18 protein-coding genes are annotated in these 20,770 nt (G+C 60.3%); 4 read left to right on the forward strand and 14 right to left on the reverse strand.

Translation table 11 applies throughout. The features are described from left to right. Window positions 1–11: 11 nt before the first annotated feature. The 6 genes from glnT to QA644_RS30695 form a co-directional block, all read right to left on the reverse strand. Window positions 12–1,319, reverse strand: a complete 1,308-nt coding sequence (glnT, locus tag QA644_RS30670) for a type III glutamate--ammonia ligase (RefSeq protein ID WP_283072891.1) — start codon at window positions 1,317–1,319, stop codon at window positions 12–14. Window positions 1,320–1,400: 81 nt separating this feature from the next. Further along, window positions 1,401–2,729, reverse strand: coding sequence for an FMN-binding glutamate synthase family protein (locus QA644_RS30675; RefSeq protein WP_283072892.1), 1,329 nt, complete (start codon window positions 2,727–2,729; stop codon window positions 1,401–1,403). Between the two features lie 14 nt (window positions 2,730–2,743). Then, a complete protein-coding gene (locus QA644_RS30680) occupies window positions 2,744–3,430 on the reverse strand; it encodes a GXGXG domain-containing protein (protein ID WP_239603091.1) in 687 nt (228 codons plus the stop codon). 39 nt (window positions 3,431–3,469) lie between these two features. Then, window positions 3,470–4,375, reverse strand: coding sequence for a glutamine amidotransferase family protein (locus QA644_RS30685; RefSeq protein ID WP_283072893.1), 906 nt, complete (start codon window positions 4,373–4,375; stop codon window positions 3,470–3,472). Window positions 4,376–4,470: 95 nt separating this feature from the next. Beyond that, window positions 4,471–5,133: an XRE family transcriptional regulator gene (locus QA644_RS30690; protein ID WP_074072553.1), complete on the reverse strand. Its 663-nt coding sequence runs from the start codon at window positions 5,131–5,133 to the stop codon at window positions 4,471–4,473. 223 nt (window positions 5,134–5,356) lie between these two features. Further along, window positions 5,357–6,316, reverse strand: coding sequence for a GlxA family transcriptional regulator (locus QA644_RS30695; protein ID WP_283072894.1), 960 nt, complete (start codon window positions 6,314–6,316; stop codon window positions 5,357–5,359). 97 nt (window positions 6,317–6,413) lie between these two features. Here QA644_RS30695 and QA644_RS30700 point away from each other — a divergent pair, with 97 nt between their 5' ends. From QA644_RS30700 to QA644_RS30715, 4 genes are read left to right on the forward strand one after another with little or no spacing between them, the layout of a single operon-like run. Next, a complete protein-coding gene (locus tag QA644_RS30700) occupies window positions 6,414–7,664 on the forward strand; it encodes a sarcosine oxidase subunit beta family protein (RefSeq protein ID WP_283072895.1) in 1,251 nt (416 codons plus the stop codon). Window positions 7,665–7,688: 24 nt separating this feature from the next. Further along, complete coding sequence (locus QA644_RS30705; protein WP_194730642.1) at window positions 7,689–7,967, forward strand: sarcosine oxidase subunit delta; 279 nt, start codon at window positions 7,689–7,691, stop codon at window positions 7,965–7,967. Further along, window positions 7,964–10,927: a sarcosine oxidase subunit alpha gene (locus tag QA644_RS30710; protein ID WP_283072896.1), complete on the forward strand. Its 2,964-nt coding sequence runs from the start codon at window positions 7,964–7,966 to the stop codon at window positions 10,925–10,927. Before QA644_RS30705 ends, QA644_RS30710 begins: the two co-directional genes overlap by 4 nt. Next, complete coding sequence (locus tag QA644_RS30715) at window positions 10,920–11,453, forward strand: sarcosine oxidase subunit gamma (RefSeq protein WP_283072897.1); 534 nt, start codon at window positions 10,920–10,922, stop codon at window positions 11,451–11,453. The genes QA644_RS30710 and QA644_RS30715 overlap by 8 nt, the downstream gene beginning before the upstream one ends. Before the next feature lie 102 nt (window positions 11,454–11,555). On the opposite strand, the gene QA644_RS30720 is transcribed toward QA644_RS30715, so the two are convergent. The 8 genes from QA644_RS30720 to ugpC form a co-directional block, all read right to left on the reverse strand. Beyond that, window positions 11,556–12,314 (reverse strand): hypothetical protein, encoded by a 759-nt coding sequence (locus QA644_RS30720; RefSeq protein WP_283072898.1) that lies wholly within the window; start codon window positions 12,312–12,314, stop codon window positions 11,556–11,558. A 955-nt stretch (window positions 12,315–13,269) separates the two neighbouring features. Then, window positions 13,270–14,910: a phosphoethanolamine--lipid A transferase gene (locus tag QA644_RS30725; RefSeq protein WP_283072899.1), complete on the reverse strand. Its 1,641-nt coding sequence runs from the start codon at window positions 14,908–14,910 to the stop codon at window positions 13,270–13,272. Between the two features lie 380 nt (window positions 14,911–15,290). After that, window positions 15,291–16,019 carry an SDR family oxidoreductase gene (locus QA644_RS30730; RefSeq protein ID WP_194730638.1) on the reverse strand — a complete coding sequence of 243 codons (729 nt, stop codon included), beginning with the start codon at window positions 16,017–16,019 and terminating at the stop codon, window positions 15,291–15,293. Between the two features lie 53 nt (window positions 16,020–16,072). Then, complete coding sequence (locus tag QA644_RS30735) at window positions 16,073–17,089, reverse strand: carbohydrate kinase family protein (RefSeq protein ID WP_283072900.1); 1,017 nt, start codon at window positions 17,087–17,089, stop codon at window positions 16,073–16,075. A 20-nt stretch (window positions 17,090–17,109) separates the two neighbouring features. Continuing rightward, window positions 17,110–18,093 (reverse strand): hypothetical protein, encoded by a 984-nt coding sequence (locus QA644_RS30740; protein ID WP_283072901.1) that lies wholly within the window; start codon window positions 18,091–18,093, stop codon window positions 17,110–17,112. 80 nt (window positions 18,094–18,173) lie between these two features. Next, window positions 18,174–18,899 carry an SDR family oxidoreductase gene (locus QA644_RS30745; RefSeq protein WP_239603075.1) on the reverse strand — a complete coding sequence of 242 codons (726 nt, stop codon included), beginning with the start codon at window positions 18,897–18,899 and terminating at the stop codon, window positions 18,174–18,176. 12 nt (window positions 18,900–18,911) lie between these two features. After that, window positions 18,912–19,682: a glucose 1-dehydrogenase gene (locus tag QA644_RS30750; protein ID WP_283072902.1), complete on the reverse strand. Its 771-nt coding sequence runs from the start codon at window positions 19,680–19,682 to the stop codon at window positions 18,912–18,914. A gap of 24 nt (window positions 19,683–19,706) precedes the next feature. Next, on the reverse strand, window positions 19,707–20,768 hold the full coding sequence (gene ugpC, locus QA644_RS30755) for a sn-glycerol-3-phosphate ABC transporter ATP-binding protein UgpC (protein ID WP_283072903.1): 1,062 nt from the start codon (window positions 20,766–20,768) through the stop codon (window positions 19,707–19,709). Between the last annotated feature and the right edge of the window lie 2 nt (window positions 20,769–20,770).

The following is a 20,770-nucleotide window of genomic DNA, read 5'->3' on the forward strand; positions in this document are numbered from 1 at the left end:
CGGGGAAAATATCAGACGTCGAGGGTCGTTTCATGCTCCCAGGCGGTAAACTGCGAGCAATAGGTGTTCCACTCGCCCTGCTTTAGCTTCAGATAGGCCGCCGAGAACTCCGTGCCGAGGGCGGCTTGCAGCTCGGTGTCTTTCTCGTACTCGCGAAGTGCATCCAACAGGTTGAGCGGTAGTTTGGGGGCATCGGTTACAGTATGTCCGTCGCGGTACATGTCGATATCGTGATGCGGCCCCGGATCGGCGTTGCTGCGAAGGCCAGAAAGTCCCGCCGCGATGATGATTGCCTGCAGCAGATAGGGATTGACCGCACCGTCGGGCAGCCGCAACTCGAAGCGGCCGGGGCCGGGCACGCGCACCATATGGGTGCGGTTGTTGCCGGTCCAAGTCACCGTGTTCGGCGCCCAGGTCGCACCGGAGATCGTCCGCGGCGCGTTGATGCGCTTATAGGAATTGACGGTCGGATTGGTCACCGCGGCCAGCGCCGAGGCATGTTTCATGATGCCTCCGAGGAAGGTCTTGCCCTTGGCGGAAAGACCAAACGGCATTGCTTTGTCGGCAAACGCATTGTTTCTACCCTCGAGGTCCCAGACGGAGATATGGGCATGGCAGCCGTTGCCAGTCAGGCCCTTGAAGGGCTTCGGCATGAATGTGGCGCGAAGACCGTGTTTCTCGGCAACCGACTTCACCATGAATTTGAAGAAGGAATGCTTGTCTGCCGTCCGCAGCGCATCGTCATATTCCCAATTCATCTCGAACTGGCCGTTGGCATCCTCATGATCGTTCTGATAGGGCTTCCAGCCCAGTTTCAGCATGCAGTCGCAGATCTCGGCGATGACGTCGTAGCGGCGCATGACAGCCTGCTGGTCATAGCAGGGCTTTTCGGCATTATCGAACTCGTCGGAAATCTTCGAACCATCTGGCGAGATCAGGAAGAATTCCGGCTCGACACCGGTCTTGACGCGCAGGCCCGCCCTTTCAGCTTCGCCAATCAGTCTCTTGAGGAGAACCCGGGGAGCCTGCTCGACCGGTTGGTCTTCCATGACGCAGTCGGCTGCGACCCAGGCCACATCTTTTTTCCAGGGGAGCTGGATGACCGAGGATGCGTCCGGAATGGCGAAAAGATCGGGATGGGCAGGCGTCAGATCGAGCCAGGTGGCAAAACCCGCAAAACCGGCGCCGTCTTTTTGCATGTCTGCGATCGCTTCGGCCGGCACCAGCTTGGCGCGCTGGCCTCCAAACAGATCGGTAAAGCTGATCATGAAATATTTGATGCCGTTGTCCGCGGCATATCTCGAGAGATCCAGTGTCATGTCATTCCCCTTTTTGTATTCAGACACTCAACGGAAACGAGCCGCATCCTCCCAAATGCGGCTCGCTATTTTGATGCGGTTTCACAAACCTCCCTTGCCCGGATACCAGCTCGTCCCAGCGAGCGGGATCTGCGCCATGGCAGCCGCTTCCATGGTCAGCGCGCAAAGATCTTCCGGCTCCAGGTTGTGCAGGTGGTTCTTGCCGCAGGCACGAGCGATGGTCTGGGCTTCAAGCGTCATGACCTTCAGATAGTTGGCGAGGCGGCGGCCCGCGGCGATCGGATCCAGGCGAGCCGCCAGTTCCGGATCCTGTGTCGTAATACCAGCCGGGTCCCTGCCTTCGTGCCAGTCATCATACGCGCCGGCTGTGGTACCGAGCTTTCGGTATTCGTCTTCCCATCTCGGGTCGTTGTCACCCAGTGCAACCAGCGCCGCCGTACCGATGGCAACGGCATCGGCACCGAGTGCCAGAGCCTTTGCGACGTCCGCACCGGAACGGATACCGCCCGATACGATCAGTTGCACCTTGCGATGCATTCCCAGATCCTGCAGGGCTTGGACTGCGGGGCGGATACAGGCCAGAATCGGCATGCCGACATGCTCGATGAAAACGTCCTGCGTGGCCGCAGTGCCGCCCTGCATGCCGTCGAGGACGACGACATCCGCGCCGGCCTTCACCGCCAAAGCCGTATCGTAATAGGGGCGCGCGCCGCCGACCTTCACATAGATGGGCTTTTCCCAGTCGGTGATCTCGCGCAGTTCCATGATCTTGATCTCAAGGTCGTCCGGGCCGGTCCAGTCTGGATGGCGGCACGCCGAACGCTGGTCTATGCCCTTGGGAAGGTTGCGCATGTTGGCGACGCGATCGGAGATCTTCTGGCCAAGCAGCATGCCGCCGCCGCCGGGCTTTGCGCCTTGGCCGACAACCACTTCGATGGCATCGGCGCGACGCAGATCCTTGGGATTCATGCCGTAACGCGACGGCAGATACTGGTAGACCAATATCTGTGAATGGCCGCGCTCTTCATCGGTCATCCCGCCGTCTCCAGTGGTGGTGGAGGTCCCGGCAATCGTCGCACCGCGTCCGAGCGCTTCCTTGGCATTGCCGGACAGGGCGCCGAAGCTCATGCCGGCAATGGTGATCGGCGTCTTCAGGTGAATGGGCTTCTTGGCGAAGCGCGTGCCGAGGACAACCGACGTGTCGCACTTCTCGCGGTAACCTTCGAGCGGATAGCGCGAAATCGACGCGCCGAGAAACAGCAGATCATCGAAATGCGGAACCTTCCGTTTGGTGCCTGCGCCACGAATATCGTAGATCCCGGTCGCCGCAGCGCGGCGGATTTCCGCCAGCGTATAATCGTCGAAGGTCGCGGACTTGCGCGGCGGGGTATAGGGGTTGTGATAGCTCATGATGGTCCCTCGCCTTAATACGCGTCGGCGTTGTCGATATTGAAATTGTAGAGATTGCGGGCCGAGCCGTAACGCTTGAATTCCTCGGGCCTCACTCCGGTCACGCCCGCCTTTTCGAGGAGTTCGGCCAGCTTCGTCAGATGCTCGGGCCGCAGCTCCTTTTCGATGCAGTCGGCACCCAGGCTCTTGACCGAGCCGCGCACGAAAAGCTTCGCCTCGTAGAGCGAATCGCCCAGCGCATCGCCGGCATCGCCGAGCACCACCAGATGGCCGGATTGTCCCATGAAGGCGGACATGTGGCCGATATTGCCATGAACGACAATGTCGATGCCTTTCATCGAAATGCCGCAGCGCGACGCTGCATTGCCCTTGATGACCAGTAGGCCGCCACGGCCCGTTGCGCCCGCATACTGGGAAGCGTCGCCTTCGATCACGACTGTGCCCGACATCATGTTTTCCGCCACGCCCGGGCCTGCCGAACCATGAACGGTAACGGCTCCGCCGTCGTTCATCCCGGCGCAGTAATAGCCGACGGACCCCTTCACATCGACCGTGACAGGCGTATCGATGCCAACGGCAACCGAATGGCTGCCGCGCGGATTGACGACCTCGAAGGAAAGATCGTTCGAACCCTGCTGGATGCTGTGCAGGGCGCTGTTGAGTTCACGCAAAGGGGTGATGGCGAGATCAATGACAGGCATGTTTTCAATAACCCTTGGAGAATGCGCAGGAGGTGCCGCTCAGGCGGCTTTCTGGTGATCCCAGAAATAGACGGTTGCAGGCTCAGGCTCCCAGACGCGCGCCGTTTCGATGCCCGGCAGGTTGACGAGCGCCCGGTATTCGGAACCGAAAGCGACGTACTGGTCCGTTTCGGCCATGACAGCGGGCTTGCAGGCAATCGGATCGCGCACGACGCCGAAGCCGGATTTGGTGCCGACCACGAAGGTGAAGAAGCCGTCGAGGTCGTCGAGCGCACCGGTCAGCGCCTGCCCAAGATCCTTGCCCTTGGCCATTTCGGAGGTGAGGTAGGCAGCTGCAACTTCCGAGTCGTTCTGGGTTTCGAAGGTCATGCCCTCCCGCACCAGCTCGCGGCGCAGGTTGTTGTGGTTCGACAGCGAACCGTTGTGCACCAGGCATTGATCGGAACCGGTCGAAAACGGGTGTGCACCAAGGGTCGTGACAGCCGATTCCGTCGCCATGCGTGTATGGCCGATGCCGTGCGAGCCGCCCATGGAGCGGACGCTGAAACGGGCAACAACATCCTTCGGCAGGCCGGTTTCCTTGTAAATCTCGACGCTGTCGCCGGAGCCCATGATACGCACATCGGGCCGCAGCGCGGTTAGAAGCGGCCGGATCGCCATAAGTTTGTCCGCAGCGATCGCGATGACGGCATGGGTGCTCTTGATGCTGACGTTCGCCGGTATTCCGGCTTCTGCCAAATCATTTTCAAGGCCGGCGAAATCCGCCTCCGGCTTGGCCGACTGGATCGTCACCTTCGCTTTTCCCTCGGCAGCCGAGCCGTAGATTGCGATTCCGGCAGAGTCCGGACCGCGATCCGTCATGGTGATTAACATTTCCGAGAGCAGCTGCCCCAGCTGGGGCTCGAGGCTCCGGTCTTTGAGAAACAGTCCAACAATGCCGCACATGACCTGGCAACCTCCGTTCGTGTCTGAACGAGTGCTACCAGAGGGTTTGGCGATAATCAACTATGAAGAATAATTTTTTCTTTTAAGGCAATAAACTAGTCGCTGACGGCCTTCTGCTGCGGATAGGAAATGATCGAGAGATAGCGGCAGGGGAGCTTGACGAGTTCCTCCGGCCCATGTGGCGCATCCGCGTCGAAGAACAGGCTGTCGCCGGGTTGCATCCGGTAAAGGGCGTCTGAATGGCGGTAGACCACCTCCCCCTCCAGGAGATAGAGAAACTCCATTCCGTCGTGCTGGAAGGTGGGAAAGACGTCGGATTCGACAGTCAGCGTGATCAGATAGGGCTCGACCGTGACGCCGCTGGTATTATTGTCTATATGGCCGAGCAGGCTGTATTGATGTCCGGCGCGCGTGCCGCGACGCTCGATATTCACCCCTTCACCCGCCTTGACGAAGGTTGCACTCCGTGGCTCCTCGAAGCGGCGAAAGAAGGCGGTAATCGGAACGCCGAGCGCCCTGGAGAGCGTTTGCAGTGTCGTCAGCGACGGCGAAATATTGCCGTTTTCGATCTTCGACAGCATACCGAGCGAAATGCCCGTCGCCGCAGACAGGTCGGTGACGGTGATGCCGAGCTTCTTGCGGAAATTGCGGACCTCGTGTCCGATCGCCATCTCGAGATTGTTGACGCGCGGTTCGCGAACCGCGTGCGGATTCTGATCCAGCGCTACGGCGTTTTCGATCTGTGTCTTGGAAGGCATGATGTCTCCGGAGAAAGCAATATTTATCTTCTCAGGAAATCTTTCACGATTCAAAGGAAAAACCCACGCCCTTTTTCAATGCGCATGCGACAGGCCCATGGTTGGATGCGTTCCAAAAACAGGCCGGACTTACAGAGAAAGACGCGGTCGGGTGGGTGTCGGACATTTCGGAGCCGACAGCTTGGGACTGACCGCAATATGCGCGAACCAGTCTCCTGTTGTCCTACCGCCGCGCATCCGTCGGGTTTTCACCGAATGTCGCTTTGAACGATCTGGAGAAATGGCCGGGACTCGAAAAGCCGGTGGCAAAGGCGATCTCCGAAATCGACAGCGGGCTTTGCTCCAGCAGCCGGCGGCTGTGCCGCAAGCGGATCTGCCGGTAAGTGTCGAGGAAGGTCATGCCGCGATGCTTGAGAAAGAGGCGATCGAGATGGCGCGCGCTGATACCGACAAGGCTTGCCATCTCTGCACGGCTGAGCGGATTTTCGATCGCAGTCTCCATTTTCTCCAGCACGGCGAGAAGCGCCGGGTGATTGGTCCCGAAGCGGTTGGCGGCCGATGCCCGCTGCGGATCGCTCGGCTCGGCAACGGCAGTATGCAGGTACCAATCGCTCACTCGGCGGGCAAAATCGGTGCCCATCCGCTCGGAAATCACGGCGTGCATCATGTCGAGCGGTGCCACCCCTCCGCCACAGGTCACGCGTGCACCATCGATGACGAACCGCGCCTGGCGCGGGGAAAGATGCGGGAATGCCTCTTTCAGAACGGGGGCATGTTCCCAGTGGATCGTAAAATCGGTGTTGTCGAGCAGGCCCGCCGATGCCAGCACGTAGGAGCCGCTCGATATGCCGCCGATCCGCACGCCATTGCGCGCGAACTTCCTCAGCGGCGCATGCAGGGAGGCACTTGCGTACCAGTCTTGCGGATCGCCGCCGGCACAGACATAGATCGTATGACAGGTGCCGCCGGCCTCCGAAAGGCTGTTGCAACTGATCGTCAGGCCGGACGAACTGCGGACCGGAAGACCATCTGCCGATAACGGGATCGCTTCGTAAAGGGCACTTCCGGCAATCAGGTTTGCCGCCCGCAACGGCTCGGTCGCCGAGGCGTAGGACATCAGCGCGAAATTCGGCACGAGGACGAAGCCGATCCGCTGAAGGTTCTTCTGGTCGCCAGCGCTCATGTCCTAAAATTACATCATAATGTCCCAAGGATGCAACGCCGGATCACTTCCCCATGCTATGAGACCGGCAACAGGTCTTTCTTGGAAAGCGGCATCGATGCGCTACTCGGCACTGTCCATCTTCTTAAACGGGCTTTTCGGCAACAGGAACTGGGCGCCCGCCTGGCGGCAGCCCGAGCCTAAGCCGCATTACGACGTGATCATTGTCGGCGGTGGCGGACACGGCCTTGCTACGGCCTACTACCTCGCCAAAGAATTCGGCATCACCAATGTGGCGGTGCTGGAGAAGAATTATGTCGGTTCCGGCAATGTCGGCCGCAATACGACGATCATCCGCTCCAACTACCTGCTGGCGGGCAACAATCCGTTCTACGAGCTTTCCATGAAGCTGTGGGAGGGGCTCGAGCGGGATTTCAACTTCAACGCCATGGTGTCGCAGCGCGGCGTGCTCAATCTTTTCCACTCCGATGGGCAGCGCGACGCCTATACCCGCCGCGGCAACGCCATGCGGCTGCATGGCGTCGACGCCGAGCTTCTCGACCGCGCTTCGGTCAAGAAGATGCTGCCCTTTCTCGACTACGACAATGCCCGTTTCCCGATCCAGGGCGGCCTGCTGCAGAAGCGCGGCGGCACCGTTCGCCATGACGCGGTCGCCTGGGGCTATGCGCGCGGCGCCGATCAGCGCGGCGTTGACATCATCCAAGGCTGCGAGGTGACCGGCATCCGGCAAAGCAACGGGCAGGTCATCGGCGTCGAAACCAGTCGCGGCTTCATCGGCTGCGGCAAGCTGGCGCTCGCAGCAGCCGGCAATTCTTCGCAGGTCGCCCGGATGGCTGGCCTGAAGCTGCCGCTCGAAAGCCATGTGCTTCAAGCCTTCGTCTCGGAAGGCCTGAAGCCTTTCATCGACGGAGTGGTCACCTTCGGCGCCGGACACTTCTACGTCTCGCAATCCGACAAGGGCGGCCTCGTCTTTGGCGGCGACATCGACGGCTACAATTCCTATGCCCAGCGCGGCAATCTGGCGACGGTCGAACATGTGGCGGAAGCCGGAAAGGCGATGATCCCGGCGCTGTCGCGCCTCCGGGTGCTGCGCTCCTGGGGCGGCATCATGGACATGTCGATGGACGGTTCGCCGATCATCGACCGGACCCATGTCGACAATCTCTACCTGAATGCCGGCTGGTGTTACGGCGGTTTCAAGGCGACCCCGGCGTCGGGCTTTTGCTTTGCCCATCTTCTCGCCCGCGGCGTGCCCCAGGAGACGGCGACGGCCTTCCGGCTCGACCGCTTTCAGCGCGGCTATCTCATCGACGAAAAAGGCCAGGGCGCCCAGCCCAACCTTCATTGATTTCGCGGATCAAGGACATTCGAAATGGCAAGTCTCGTGCCCTGCCCGCATTGCGGGCGAAGACCCAAAGAGGAATTCACCATCAAGGGCGCTGCCCTTGCGCGACCGACGCCCGATGCCGGTCCTGACGATTGGTTCGACTACGTCTATCTGCGCGACAATCCCCGCGGCGCCTACGAGGAATATTGGCATCACACGTCCGGCTGCCGGCGGTGGCTGGTCGTCGCCCGCGATACGGTGACCCATGAGATCGCCGCATGCCGCGACGCTGCGTCTGGCGAGAAGGAAGGTACAGGCGCATGACATCCTACCGTTTGCCGAAGGGCGGGCTGATCGACCGCTCCAAGTCGCTGTCTTTTACCTTCGACGGCAAGGCGATGCAGGGCCTTGAGGGCGACAGCCTCGCCTCTGCACTGCTTGCCAACGGCCGCCAGTTCGTCGGCCGGAGTTTCAAATATCACCGACCACGCGGCATCCTGACTGCAGGCGCAGCCGAGCCGAATGCGCTGATGACCATCGGCCGCGGCGGCCGCACCGAGCCGAACACGCGCGCCACCATGCAGGAACTCTATGCCGGCCTCGAAGCGAGAAGCCAAAACCGCTGGCCGTCGCTCGACGTCGACATCGGCGCGCTGAACAGCCTTCTGTCGCCCTTCCTCGGCGCCGGTTTCTACTACAAGACCTTCATGTGGCCTGCCTCGTTCTGGGAAAAGATCTACGAACCCTTCATCCGCAAGGCCGCCGGACTGGGCAAGGCAAAATATGAAACCGATCCGGACGCCTATGATAAGTGCTGGGCACATTGCGACCTGCTCGTCATCGGTGCCGGGCCGGCGGGGCTGGCTGCCGCCATCAGTGCCGGCCGTGCCGGCGCCCGCGTCATTCTCATCGACGAGCACTTGGTTGCCGGCGGCGCGCTTTTGAGCGAGACCGCATCGATCGGCAGCAAGGCGGCTGCCGATTTCGCAGCCGACTGCATCGGCGAACTCGAATCCTTGCCGAATGTCACCCTTCTGACCCGCACCACCGTCTTCGGCTGGTATGACGGCAATGTCTTCGGCGCCGTCGAGCGGGTGCAAAAGCATGTGTCCGAACCGCAGCCCAACGCACCTGTGGAACGTCTCTGGCGCATTGTCGCCAAGCGCAGCGTTCTGGCGACGGGAGCGGAAGAGCGTCCGGTCGTGTTCGGCGGCAACGACATTCCGGGCGTGATGATGGCGAGCGCCATGCGCCACTACCTTAACCGTTATGCTGTTGCCCCCGGCAAGGCGACAGCGATCTTCACCACCAATGACAGCGGCTATGCACTGGCCCGCGATCTCGAAGCGCACGGCATTCAGCTTGCCGCCATCGTCGACAGCCGCGAGGACGGCGGCAGCGGCTACTTTGGCCCGGCGCGCATCATCAGGGGTGCCGTGGTATCGGATGCCAAGGGCGGCAAGGCGTTGAACGCAATCGATATCCGCTCAAAGGGCCGCACGGAACGGCTGAATGTTGATGCCCTGGCCATGGCAGGCGGTTTCAGCCCGATCATCCACCTTGCCTGCCATCGCGGCGGCAAACCGGTCTGGTCGGATGACAATGCAGCCTTCCTCGCACCGGGCAATCTGAACGGGATGGCACTCGCCGGCTCCGTTTGCGCCGTTGGCGGCCTCGCCGCCTGCCTTGCGGACGGCGCGCGGCAGGGCGCGACCATGGCAGAAGGGCTTGGCTTCAAGGCGGCAGCCGCTGAGTTCGGCGCGGTGGAGAACGATATCCTCGCCCCGCCTGAAAGGGCGATCTGGTCCATAACCGGCGTCAAGGGCAAGGCCTTCGTCGATTTCCAGAATGACGTGCATCGCAAGGATCTCTGCCTTGCCGTCAGCGAGGGTTATGGCCATGTTGAGCTTGCCAAGCGCTACACCACCAATGGCATGGCGACGGATCAGGGCAAGCTTTCCAATATCAATGCCATCGGGCTTCTGGCTGAAGCGCGCGGCGTCTCGCCGGCAGACGTCGGCACGACGACTTTCCGGCCATTCTATACGCCTGTCTCCTTCGGGGCGTTGACAGGCGCCTATCACGGACATCATTTCCAGCCGGTGCGCAAATCGCCGCTGCACGGCTGGGCGGAAAAGAACGGCGCCGTCTTCGTCGAGACCGGTCTGTGGTATCGCTCCTCCTGGTTCGCGCGAAAGGGCGAACATACATGGCGCGAAAGCGTCGACCGAGAAGTGCTGAACGTGCGGCGGAATGCGGGGCTGTGTGACGTCTCAATGCTCGGCAAGATCGAGATCTGCGGCAAAGACGCGGCACAATTTCTGAACCGGATCTATTCCAATGGCTTCTTGAATTTACCGGTCGGCAAGGCCCGCTATGGCCTGATGCTGCGCGAGGACGGCATGATCTACGACGACGGCACGACGAGCCGCCTTGAAGAAGACCGCTTCTTCATGACGACGACGACGGCCTATGCCGCAGGTGTCATGAACCACCTGGAGTTCTGCGCGCAGGCGCTGTGGCCGGATCTCGACGTTCGCCTCGCATCGGTCACCGACCAGTGGGCGCAGATGGCGATCGCCGGGCCAAAAGCCCGCTCTATTCTCCAGAAGATCGTCGACGACGACATCGCCGACATTGCCTTCCCCTTTCTCGCAGCGAAAGATATCTCACTTTTCAACGGCACGCTTCACGGCCGCCTCTTCCGGATTTCCTTCTCGGGCGAACTTGCCTATGAGCTTGCGGTGCCGGCCGGTTACGGCGAAAGCGTTGCCGATGCCCTGATGGACGCCGGGAAAGGCGATGGCATCATGCCCTATGGCGTCGAAGCGCTCGGCGTCATGCGCATCGAAAAGGGCCATGTCACCCACAACGAGATCAACGGCACCGTCGTTCCGGCCGATCTCGGTTTTGCAAAAATGGTTTCGTCGGTAAAGGTCGATTTCATCGGCAAGGCCATGGTGGGGCGCGACGGCCTTGCGGCCGGCGACCGGCCGCGCCTAGTTGGTGTTGTGCCGCTCGATCCCAACCAATCCTTCCGCACGGGTTCCCACATCCTCACCAAGGATGCGGCTGCAACGCTCGAAAACGACCAGGGCTACGTCACTTCAAGCGCGTTTTCACCTCATGTCGGATCGACCATCGGTCTTGCCCTCGTCAAGCGCGGATCCGAGCGGCACGGCGAAGAGGTGGTGGTTTGGAACGGCCTGCGCAACGAATTCACCCCCGCGCGCCTGTGCAATCCGGTTTTCTTCGATCCGCAGAACGAGAGGCTCCATGTCTGATTTCCGCCCGACCCTTCGCCCGGCGCTCGGCGCCAAACCGGTGATCTCTTCTACTGCCGTCAACCTCTCTCCGCTTCCCGAAGGCGTCATCATTCATGTGCTGGCCCAGCCCGGCGAACGCGATTTCGCGTCCTTCCTCGACGGCCTCGCCGAAGGGGCCACCCTCGCCGTCCGTTCTGTTTCGCCCGGACAGTGGTTCATCGTTGGCGAAGAACCGATGGCATATCAGGACATGAAGGATCTGTTCGACGGGCTCGGACCGCGCGCAACCGGCGTCGACCAGAGCCATGGACGCGTGCGCATCCGGATCAGCGGCAAGTTGGCCAGGCGCGTCCTTTCGAAAGGCACGGCGGTCGATCTTGCGCCCGGCTCATTCCCCGTCGGACAATCCGCAACGACGTTGGTCGGCCATATCGCGGCCCATATCACCTGTGTCGATGCCGACACATTCGAGATTATCGTCCTGCGAGGATTTGCCGAAAGCCTGTGGGACGACCTCGCGCGCATGAGCGCAGAGTTTGGCTGAGCGCAGGTTTGTCGGGAATGCCAAAGGAAGGCATGGCCTACCAGCACCATGCAAACTCCGTTTGAGGCTTCGCCATGGCGGCCGGCAATCAACATCGTCGGCTCAGTCACCCCCTCCACATCCACCTCCACTACATCCGCAGTCACCGTCCCCGAAAGATGATCCTCCGCTTCCGCCTCCACCACACCCGCTTGCGTTTTGCCTGTCCCTTCGAGGCCGGCGGACGGGAAGCAACATCGTGAGAGCAAAGAAGGCGGCGATGCCGGCGAGCACGGGCGCCACCGAAGAAAAGCTTCCTTCAAAACTCCATCCCGCAAACAGCACCAGAATGGCAAGCCAGCCAACGATACCGAGATGGCTCCTGGTGACGCTCAGGGATCGCCACCAACTGCTGCGGCGAGATCGCCGGGCGTCTTTGAAGCGGATCTGCTCGTCCGGCCAGATGTCGAGGGGCGGCGTCATGTTGAACTCCTCCCGATATCGCACCTGCGTGCGTCGGTAGCAGTTGCGATATTTGGCACTTTCAACAGCGCCACCCTCGGTCGGGTCGTGATGGATCGCTCTCCCCAACACGTCACGGCAGAAGTCGATCCAATAGTCGCGCGTATAGATGAGATGCAGGTGCCACACCTCATCGACTTCTTGCGAAGGCGTCAGCGTCTCCTCCGATACGCACATCAGATAGATAAACCTCTTGTATTCTTGAATGACGCGTTGCGTAAATTCGGATGACCAACCAGTTTCGCGCGCAAGCCTGGCCGAGAAGGGCATGCTGACGCCGGGTTGATCGAGGCTGTAAGTTTCAAGGCGGTTCCAGAGATTGGGATCGCTCGTTCTGCTCATGCTGTCCTCATCAGCCATGGTTCGACGACAGAATTATAGCACATCCGTGGATGCACCTGGGTCGGAAGCTGTCGAGGTCTGGCTCCTATCGTATGCGGCAAGGCTCGTTGTCAGATCAACATGCCGGGGCCACACGTCACGCCCTCCTGGAGCTGTCGCTCGACAGGTTCCCAGGAGTTCGGACCTTAGTCCAAGTTGACGGCATTTCAATCGCGGCTAAATTGCCTTGGGCGGAAATGACCGGGGGCGGTTTAAGTGCTGGGGGTATCATTCAAGGAAAGTGACCTGCGCTTGATGTCGGGCGCGGTCCAAGCATGGTACAGACATTTTGGCTTGGCACCAGAGCCGAGATGCTCTGCCTTGCTGTGCAGTTCGGTGATTGATCTCTTCAACCAGGGTCATGGTTCCGTCGAAGATCTGACAGCCCTCTTAATCGCACTTTACGATGGACCGAAATCCATGGAGCGCTCCACGACATCTACCAAAGCTCACTAGCACTTGCTGGCGACCGTCGGTTCGCTCGCGGACAGATCGAAGAGCTTTCGGACCGAGCCAGACGATGTCGTCGCCGTTCCGTCCGAAAGCATGCCCGTTCTCCTGACGCAGGACGAAATCGATTTATTCGTGACGGCTTCACGGCAACCGGCAAGGAGGGTGTAACGCCAGCGGTCCAATGAGCGATGATGCTGCCATTTTAACGGCTCACTGGAAAGGATGGAACTTTTCATCCTCCTCAATGTTTGCTGCAGTGGATGACGTGGCGCGTTCTCCTCCCTTACGCGAGTCGCGTGATCTAAGTGCTACGGGAGATGGTCCCTCCCTCTCCAAGCACACCCAAGTGGACAAGGGCTCGTCTTCCTCCACGACTTGAGGCGAGCCCTTGTCGCATTGCGGTTCTGCCAAATGATCACGAGCCCCGAACCGTTACGCTACGCGCTTGATCCGGATCTCCCTCTTGCCCGGCCATGGAAACCTACCTTGCATCAGCGAGGTTGGTGCCTGGTCGACGACATTTCGCGAATATGTCGAGTGCGGGATCATAAACCTTTGTCGACACGTCCATGAGACCGAGAACACTGTGAAACAAGTTGTCATGGGAGTTGGGGAGCGCTGCATTCCGATCCAGGCATCCCATGTCAAACCCACCCGAGCGCTGCAGGTCATCCGCGATCCAAACGAGGAATGGGACATGGGTTTGCTGCGACGGCGCGAACACATATGGCGCGCCATGCAAATAAAGGCCGTGCTCGCCAAGCGATTCGCCGTGATCTGAAAGGTAGATGACCGATCCGGCAATCGTCGAGGTGCGCGCCTTCAGTCTATCGATCACCTGCGACACGATGTGATCGGTATAGAGGATCGTATTATCATAGGCGTTCTTGATTTCCTGCGCTGAGCAAGCGCCGAAGTCATTTGCCCGGCAATCTGGTAAAAAGTGCCTGAAATCGTTTGGATATCTCGAGAAATAGGCCGGGCCGTGGCTTCCCAGCTGATGCAGGATCAAAACACTATCGCCCTTGACGGTGCTAAGCCACGAATCCATGCGATCGAGAAGAATGGCGTCCAGGCATTCGCCGTCCTTGCAAAACCTGGGGTCGGCAGAACTCGGGAGGAATTGGTAAGCGACGCGGTCGGTCACGTGATAACTGCCGGTATCATTGTCAAACCACGACACTGATACGTTTGCATGGGTTAGGACATCGAGCACGTTCTCTGTCTCAAGGCCCTTGCGATGTGTGTAGGCGCGGCGCGGATAGACCGAAAACATGCACGGTATCGAGACGGCCGTGGACGTGCCGCAGCTCGTCGTGTTTGGAAAGTAGACGACGCCGCGCTCGCGGAGCTCCGGGTTCGTATCCCTGCCATATCCGCCTAGCGAAAAATCGTCTGCCCGAGCGGTTTCTCCTGCAACGATGACCGTCACTCGCGGCTTTGGCCTCACCCCGGTGCGATGTGCGTCCACTCCCAGTGGGTGCGCGGTAACCTCGGCGTTCTGGGTCGCGTCTATTATGAACCGAACGGCGCTCGATATCGGAAAGAAGGGATTGAGTGGATCGAGGATGTCCCGGTGCGCCCGGCCGACCCCGGCAAAGGTTCGATAGTCGCAGGCGGCCGCCAGAGCTAAGATCCCGATGCATCCGACGATTATTGCGCTGTTGTGCGCCAGTTTCGCCAAGAATGGCCGATGCGCGACCCTTACCCAGACAACGACCAGCGATGGAAGGATTCCGGTCATAAGCAGATGGGTGGCGAAGCGCAAGGTTAAGAGGTGCCCCGCTTCAGCACCCGTTGAGACGGCGGCGTTTCGGATCATCTCGCGATCAACGACCACACCGAACTGATCGGTGAACCAGGACGCCGCAGACGCGGTTAGGATAAAGAAGATCAAAAATATCCTGGTTACATATTTCGCAGAAAAGGCCGTGATTATGGCCATGCTCATCGCCGAGATGCCGACGGCAAAAAGAATGAAGGCAAAGTGATCCTTTGCCAAATAACCGAACGCCTTGGTCCAGAATGTCCAGTTCGTGACAAGAAGCAGATACAGGGACGTGACAGCGCAAATTGTCACGCTTCCGACCGTGGGCCGATAGCAATGCAAGACTTTGTTCATCCTAATGCATCCAAAGCGCTCGATGTCCCGGCGCGGCGCAAAAGATTGGAACTTCCGGGCTAAGGATTTCAGGCATGGGCGCTCCAGAGTGGGTAGCGCCTAGGTGGCTGAAGAACCTGACAGAGACCTGAACGGACGTCAGGCGACGGCATTGCCGACGCCGGTCTCCTCCTCAGCGCCCGCCGCGTGCGACGTTTCAACGACGTGTTCGATCCGTTGAGCGATGCACTGGGGCATATCCGCCGTAGCGCGCATCATCGCCAGCAACATTCGAAAGCCCATGGATGGGATTGGAAATCAACCCCAGTCCCGGTTCGAGCTTCAGCATCCTGCGCCTGGTATCATCGCGCGAACTATCTGGCCAAAGATCGACTGCGCAGTCAGATATCGAAATTGGTCGGCAGCACAACGACATCGCGAATTGTGACATTTCGCGGCCTGGTCAGCATGAAGATGATGGCATCGGCCACCTCCGACGGTTCGATGAGGCTTCCGGATTCCTTCGCCTTTTGGAGATTTTCTTCTGGCCAGTCGGCAAGCAGCGCGCTGATCACCGGTCCGGGCGAAACCGAGCCCACGCGGATGCCCTTCTTGTTGACCTGGCGCCGCACGGTCTGAACGAAGCAGGTCATGGCCCATTTCGAAGCCGAATAGACGGGCTCCCATGGAACGGGATAATGCCCCGCCACTGAACTTGTGACGATAATGTCTCCCGAGCCGCGCGCGATCATGTGCGGCAGAACATCATGGACGTTCTTCATGACTGCGTTGACGTTGAGGTTGAGCATTCGGTCAATAACGGCGGTGTCGGCCTCGATCAGGTCACCCCCGATGTAGGTGCCTGCATTGGCGTGAAAAATATCGAGCTGGCCGGTCAGTTTCTCGATAGACGGCATCAGGCTCGCGCAACTGGCGGGATCGAGAAGATCGATCACCAGGGGGATTACGACATTACCGAGCTCGTCGCAAACTGCGTCCAGAGCCTTCTGGTCGCGATCGACGAGCACCACGCGCGCGCCCTCCGCAACCATCGCCCTCGTGCTCGCCAGTCCGATGCCGGAGGCCGCACCCGTAACTGCCGCCACCATACCTTCCAATTGCTTGACCATGCTCGTCTCCTTCTGCGTCAGATCACATTCTGCAAATCCAGCGGCCACCTCACTCAATGGCTTCCCCACTGGCTTGCCGTTTCGAGGCATTGCTTCCACTCAACGACACCGTCAGTCGTGCCCGCGCTCCGCAGCGAACAGGCGGCCGCCGCATGGCCGAGCCAAAGACAGTCCTTGATTGCCCAGTCTTCGTGCAGGCCGTACATGAAGCCTGCCGCGAAGGCATCGCCCGCACCGTTCGGTCCGACAATCGCATTGCGAGGTATCTTGACGGAGGGCACGAAGATCTTCTCTCCTGACCGCGTGACGGTGATCGCGCCTTCCGGAAAGTGGACGGTGATAAGCCGCATCGCGCCCTGCTTGAGAATGACGGCCGAGGCCGCCGCGCACGCATCAACGTCAGTCCTGCCGTCCCGAGTGGTTTCCATCTCTGCAAGCGCCCCGATCTCTTTGTCGTTGACAATGAGCGTATCGAGATGCGGTAGGCAGGGCAGGATCAGGCCGCGCAGACGTTCCGGCGTGACCGTGCAAAGTTCGAGATTGGTCTCAAGACGAGCGGCGCGAGCGGCTTTGAGCACTGTCACCCAGCCGTTGGCATTGTCGCCCCAGGGTGCATCCATCGTGGGATGGATGCCGGGAAGTCCGAGATGCAAGAAGCGCGCGGTGGTTCCAGAAAAATCGAAATGATCCGGCGAAAGCAGCGCCGAAACGCCGATCTCGGAAATATGTGTGCGCAGTCCACTTGCCTGCGAGATGAAGGCCTCGGTCGTATGGGTGCTCGCCTGGTCGCTGACATGCATCTGCCGATGGTCGAGACCAGCTCGCTCGGCTTCGGCGATGAGCTTTCGGCCGGCCTCGTCGTTGCCCACCAATCCAATGGTTTCGACCGGGATTGCCGGGTCGAGCCTCTTGATGTCGATGGCAAGATTGCAGGCCGGGCCGCCGCCGCGTTCCTCGAGCCCCCAGGCGATACCGACGCTGTCTTCCCTTGGCCATGCGTCTATCCTGCGATTTCGGTCGAGGCACCAGGTCCCGCCGGCGATGAAGCCGCGCCTGCTCGTTCCGGCCACGCTCTCCTCCCTTGGCGGTGTCAATTCATCAAAACCTTTTCGGTGACGACCGTGTCGTCGGAGAGTGTCCGCATCGGCTGCTGACCGCTTGCCTGCAGTGCGCCGTGATAGGCCCTGACCGCCTCCTCTGGTCTGAGATCACCATCTGCTACGGCACGCATGAATTTCACCATGGCGAGCGGGTCTTCGGCGAGATTGATCTTGCGACCGAAAAGCGCCACGCGGGCGCCGTATTTCTCCGCCTGGTGGATGAGTTCGAACGTGTCGCGCGCAGTACCCGCCCCGCCGCCTAGCACGCCGACGATCAGGCTCGGGTCGTAGGACGTGAGCTCCTCCAGCGCCTTCGGGCCATTGAACGGAATCTTCAGGAATTGCGGCCGCTGCGCACGTGTCAGCCCGGCCAGCGCCCGGCATATGCAATCATTTACGAAATGTGGTTGGAGGTCAGGGGAAATACCGGTGTCGACGTTCGGATTGAAGACTTCCAGGAAATAGTTGAAGCCGTGGTCGTGCGCGTCCTCTACGAAATCCAGGAAGGCGAGCAGCGAATTGTAGTCCGCGTCGAGATCGTTGTTGAAGGTGATCGAATAGAGGCCGAGATCGGTATGGCGCCGGTTGACCGACAGAGAAGCAGTGCGATAGGGCCGTGACGGCTGAGAGGCATAGGTCGCGCCGCGCCCCACCCAGATATCCGTCGCATCATTGGCGCGAATGGCGGGTTTTACATTGCTGCCTGCGTAAACACCGCTTTCCGTCAGCAGTTCGAGATTGGAGGCGGAGGTCAGCATGATATCGACGATGTCCTGGGTGACCACGGCCTTGATCTGGTCGAGGAATTCCGCCCGCGTCCGGTAGCGCGTGTAGGAGCAGTCCTTCTCGAGCTTCGGGCCGCAGGATGGAATGCTCGGCCCCATGTCGCCATCCTTCGCGTCCGCGATGATGAAATCCGTTCGCTTGTAGTTGCCGGCCCTGATCTTGGCGATTTTTGCGTCAAAGCGTGTCATGCGCTGATCCTTGAAAATCTGAGGCCGCCAGACCGGCGGCGGGAAGGTTCACAATTTGAGGCATCTGCCTCGCAAAACCGTCAGGCGATCATGTAACCACCATCCACAGGCATCGACAGGCCGTTGACCATTGCTGCCTCGTCAGAGAGCAGGAAAAGAATGACCTCGGCAATGTCTTCGGGTTCGGCGAAACGGCCGACCGGAATGCGATTGAGCATGCCGGCTGCCTTTTTTGGATCGCTCCAGGCCTTGATGGCCATGGGGGTGAGCGTCACGGTGGGATGCACGCCGTTGACGCGGATGCCCTTCGGCGCAAGTTCCTTGGCCATTACCCGGGTCAGCCCGTCGAGAGCGGACTTGGAAGCGCAATAGGCCGCGTGATCGGGAATACCGACAAAGGCGGCGACGCTCGATACGTTGACGATTGCGCCTTTCCGGCTGTTCTTCACCATGTCGCGGGCGTATTCCTGGGAAATGATCATCGGTGCCCTCGTATTGACGGCATAGAGCAGATCGAAGTTCTCGACCTTGAGATCGAGAAAGGACTCAAGCTCGGTCGTGCCCGCACAGTTAATCAGAAAATCGGCCGGTAGGGCCTCAAGGGCTGCAGCGCGCGTCGCGTCCGGATCGGCAAGATCGACCGCGATTGGGATACATCCGATTTCATTCTTCAGATCCTCAAGATCGGCCGCCGAGCGCGATAGCGCGGTCACCTTGGCCCCACGCTGCGCCAGCATGACGGCAGTCGCCCGGCCGATGCCCTTGCCGGCGCCGGTCACCACCACATGCCTGTTTGAAAAATCCATCGCCAATACCTCCTACCAGCAAGTGAAGCCGCCGTCAGCCTTGACGGTCGCGCCAGTGATCAGGCTCGATGCGTCGCAGGCGAGAAAATGCACCACCGACGCAATCTCATGGGGCTGGCCCATCCGGCCCATCGGCGTGTCACGGATCCAGATGTCCATCATCTTCTTGTCGACCACAGTCTTCGTCATTTCGGTTTCGATATAGGTTGGTGCGACGGCGTTGACGCGAACGCCACGGTCGGCCCATTCCACGGCGAGTGAGGCGGTCAGATGGTGGACGGCGGCCTTTGAAGCGTTGTAATAAGTCTGCAGCTGTGGACGGTTGACGATATAGCCGGACATCGAACCGATATTGACGATTGCACCACGGCCGGCCTTCAGCATGTAGCGGCCGAAGGCGCGATTGCACCAGAAGACGCCGTTGTAGTTCACGTCGTTGACATTGAGCCAGAGTTCGTCCGGCGTATCCTCTGCGGCCGTACCGGTCCGGGCAATGCCTGCGTTGGCGACCAGCGCGTCGATGCGACCGTACTTTGCGAAGATATCCGCAGCGGCTTTGTCGACGGCTGCGGAATGAGTGACATCGAGGACCAGCGCATCGGCTTCGACACTCTTGCCGGCCAAGGCCTGCCGGCCCGATTCGGCGAGCGCTTCGTCGCGATCGATGATGACGATTCGGGCGCCTGCCTCGGCAAGCGCTTCGGCGCAGGCAAGGCCAATACCGCGTCCGCCGCCGGTCACCACAGCGGTTTGGCCATCCATCCGGAATTTCTCGAAGAACATGTCTTGCTCCGTGGCTATGCAGAATTAGAAACGCCGGCCGCTCTTGGCATCAAACAGATGCACCCGGGCCGGGTCGATCCGCAGCGAGATAGCCGCGCCCGGCAGCGCGGCGATGCGGTCGCGGACGGCCGCCATGATGGCATCGCCGCCGAGATGTGCAAAGATCTGTGTTTCCGAGCCGGTGGGTTCGAGAACCGAGATCGCCGCAGCCATTCCGTCGGGCCGCACATCGATATGTTCTGGACGGATGCCGTAGATGACAGGCTCGCCGTGGCTCGGCGTGCCCTCTGGCACCGGCAGCACGGTGCCCTTGTTGCTGACAAAGGCCAGCCGGCCGCTTTCCATCGACAATCTGCCGGGAACGAAATTCATCGACGGCGAGCCGATGAAACCTGCCACGAAGACATTGGCCGGGCGATCATAGAGATCGAGCGGCGCGCCGATCTGCTCCACCCGTCCGTCGCGCATCACGACGATCTTGTCGGCCATGGTCATGGCCTCGATCTGGTCATGCGTCACATAGATGGTGGTCGTCTTCAGCCGTTGGTGAAGTTCCTTGATCTCGACGCGCATGGTCACGCGCAGCTTGGCGTCGAGATTGGAAAGCGGCTCGTCGAACAGGAAGACCTGCGGATCACGGACGATCGCGCGTCCCATGGCGACGCGCTGGCGCTGGCCGCCCGAGAGCTGCTTCGGGTAGCGATCAAGCAGTTTGCCGAGATCGAGGATTTCGGCCGCCCTGCGGACCTTCGCTTCGATCTCGCTCCTCGGCGCGCCCTTGAGCTTGAGAGGAAAGCCCATATTGTCGGCCACGGTCTTGTGCGGATAGAGCGCGTAGTTCTGAAACACCATGGCGATGTCACGGTCCTTGGGAAGGACGTCGTTGACGACCCTGCCGCCGATGGCGACCGTGCCGCCGGAGATCGTTTCAAGCCCTGCGATCATCCGCAGCAGGGTGGACTTGCCGCAGCCCGACGGCCCGACCAGCACGACGAATTCGCCATCGGCAATGTCTATGCCGACACCGTGGATGACCGGCAGCGCACCATAATTCTTTGTAACGTTCTTGACGGTGACGTGAGCCATAT

The sequence above is a fragment of the Rhizobium sp. CC1099 genome (assembly GCF_029714385.1).
Lineage (GTDB): Bacteria > Pseudomonadota > Alphaproteobacteria > Rhizobiales > Rhizobiaceae > Rhizobium.

Coding starts and splice junctions, on each gene's coding strand:
- glnT (WP_283072891.1), bottom strand. CDS start 1,319: ATGACACTGGATCTCTCGAGATATGCCGCGGACAACGGCATCAAATAT.
- QA644_RS30675 (WP_283072892.1), bottom strand. CDS start 2,729: ATGAGCTATCACAACCCCTATACCCCGCCGCGCAAGTCCGCGACCTTC.
- QA644_RS30680 (WP_239603091.1), bottom strand. CDS start 3,430: ATGCCTGTCATTGATCTCGCCATCACCCCTTTGCGTGAACTCAACAGC.
- QA644_RS30685 (WP_283072893.1), bottom strand. CDS start 4,375: ATGTGCGGCATTGTTGGACTGTTTCTCAAAGACCGGAGCCTCGAGCCC.
- QA644_RS30690 (WP_074072553.1), bottom strand. CDS start 5,133: ATGCCTTCCAAGACACAGATCGAAAACGCCGTAGCGCTGGATCAGAAT.
- QA644_RS30695 (WP_283072894.1), bottom strand. CDS start 6,316: ATGAGCGCTGGCGACCAGAAGAACCTTCAGCGGATCGGCTTCGTCCTC.
- QA644_RS30700 (WP_283072895.1), top strand. CDS start 6,414: ATGCGCTACTCGGCACTGTCCATCTTCTTAAACGGGCTTTTCGGCAAC.
- QA644_RS30705 (WP_194730642.1), top strand. CDS start 7,689: ATGGCAAGTCTCGTGCCCTGCCCGCATTGCGGGCGAAGACCCAAAGAG.
- QA644_RS30710 (WP_283072896.1), top strand. CDS start 7,964: ATGACATCCTACCGTTTGCCGAAGGGCGGGCTGATCGACCGCTCCAAG.
- QA644_RS30715 (WP_283072897.1), top strand. CDS start 10,920: ATGTCTGATTTCCGCCCGACCCTTCGCCCGGCGCTCGGCGCCAAACCG.
- QA644_RS30720 (WP_283072898.1), bottom strand. CDS start 12,314: ATGGCTGATGAGGACAGCATGAGCAGAACGAGCGATCCCAATCTCTGG.
- QA644_RS30725 (WP_283072899.1), bottom strand. CDS start 14,910: ATGAACAAAGTCTTGCATTGCTATCGGCCCACGGTCGGAAGCGTGACA.
- QA644_RS30730 (WP_194730638.1), bottom strand. CDS start 16,019: ATGGTCAAGCAATTGGAAGGTATGGTGGCGGCAGTTACGGGTGCGGCC.
- QA644_RS30740 (WP_283072901.1), bottom strand. CDS start 18,093: ATGACACGCTTTGACGCAAAAATCGCCAAGATCAGGGCCGGCAACTAC.
- QA644_RS30745 (WP_239603075.1), bottom strand. CDS start 18,899: ATGGATTTTTCAAACAGGCATGTGGTGGTGACCGGCGCCGGCAAGGGC.
- QA644_RS30750 (WP_283072902.1), bottom strand. CDS start 19,682: ATGTTCTTCGAGAAATTCCGGATGGATGGCCAAACCGCTGTGGTGACC.
- ugpC (WP_283072903.1), bottom strand. CDS start 20,768: ATGGCTCACGTCACCGTCAAGAACGTTACAAAGAATTATGGTGCGCTG.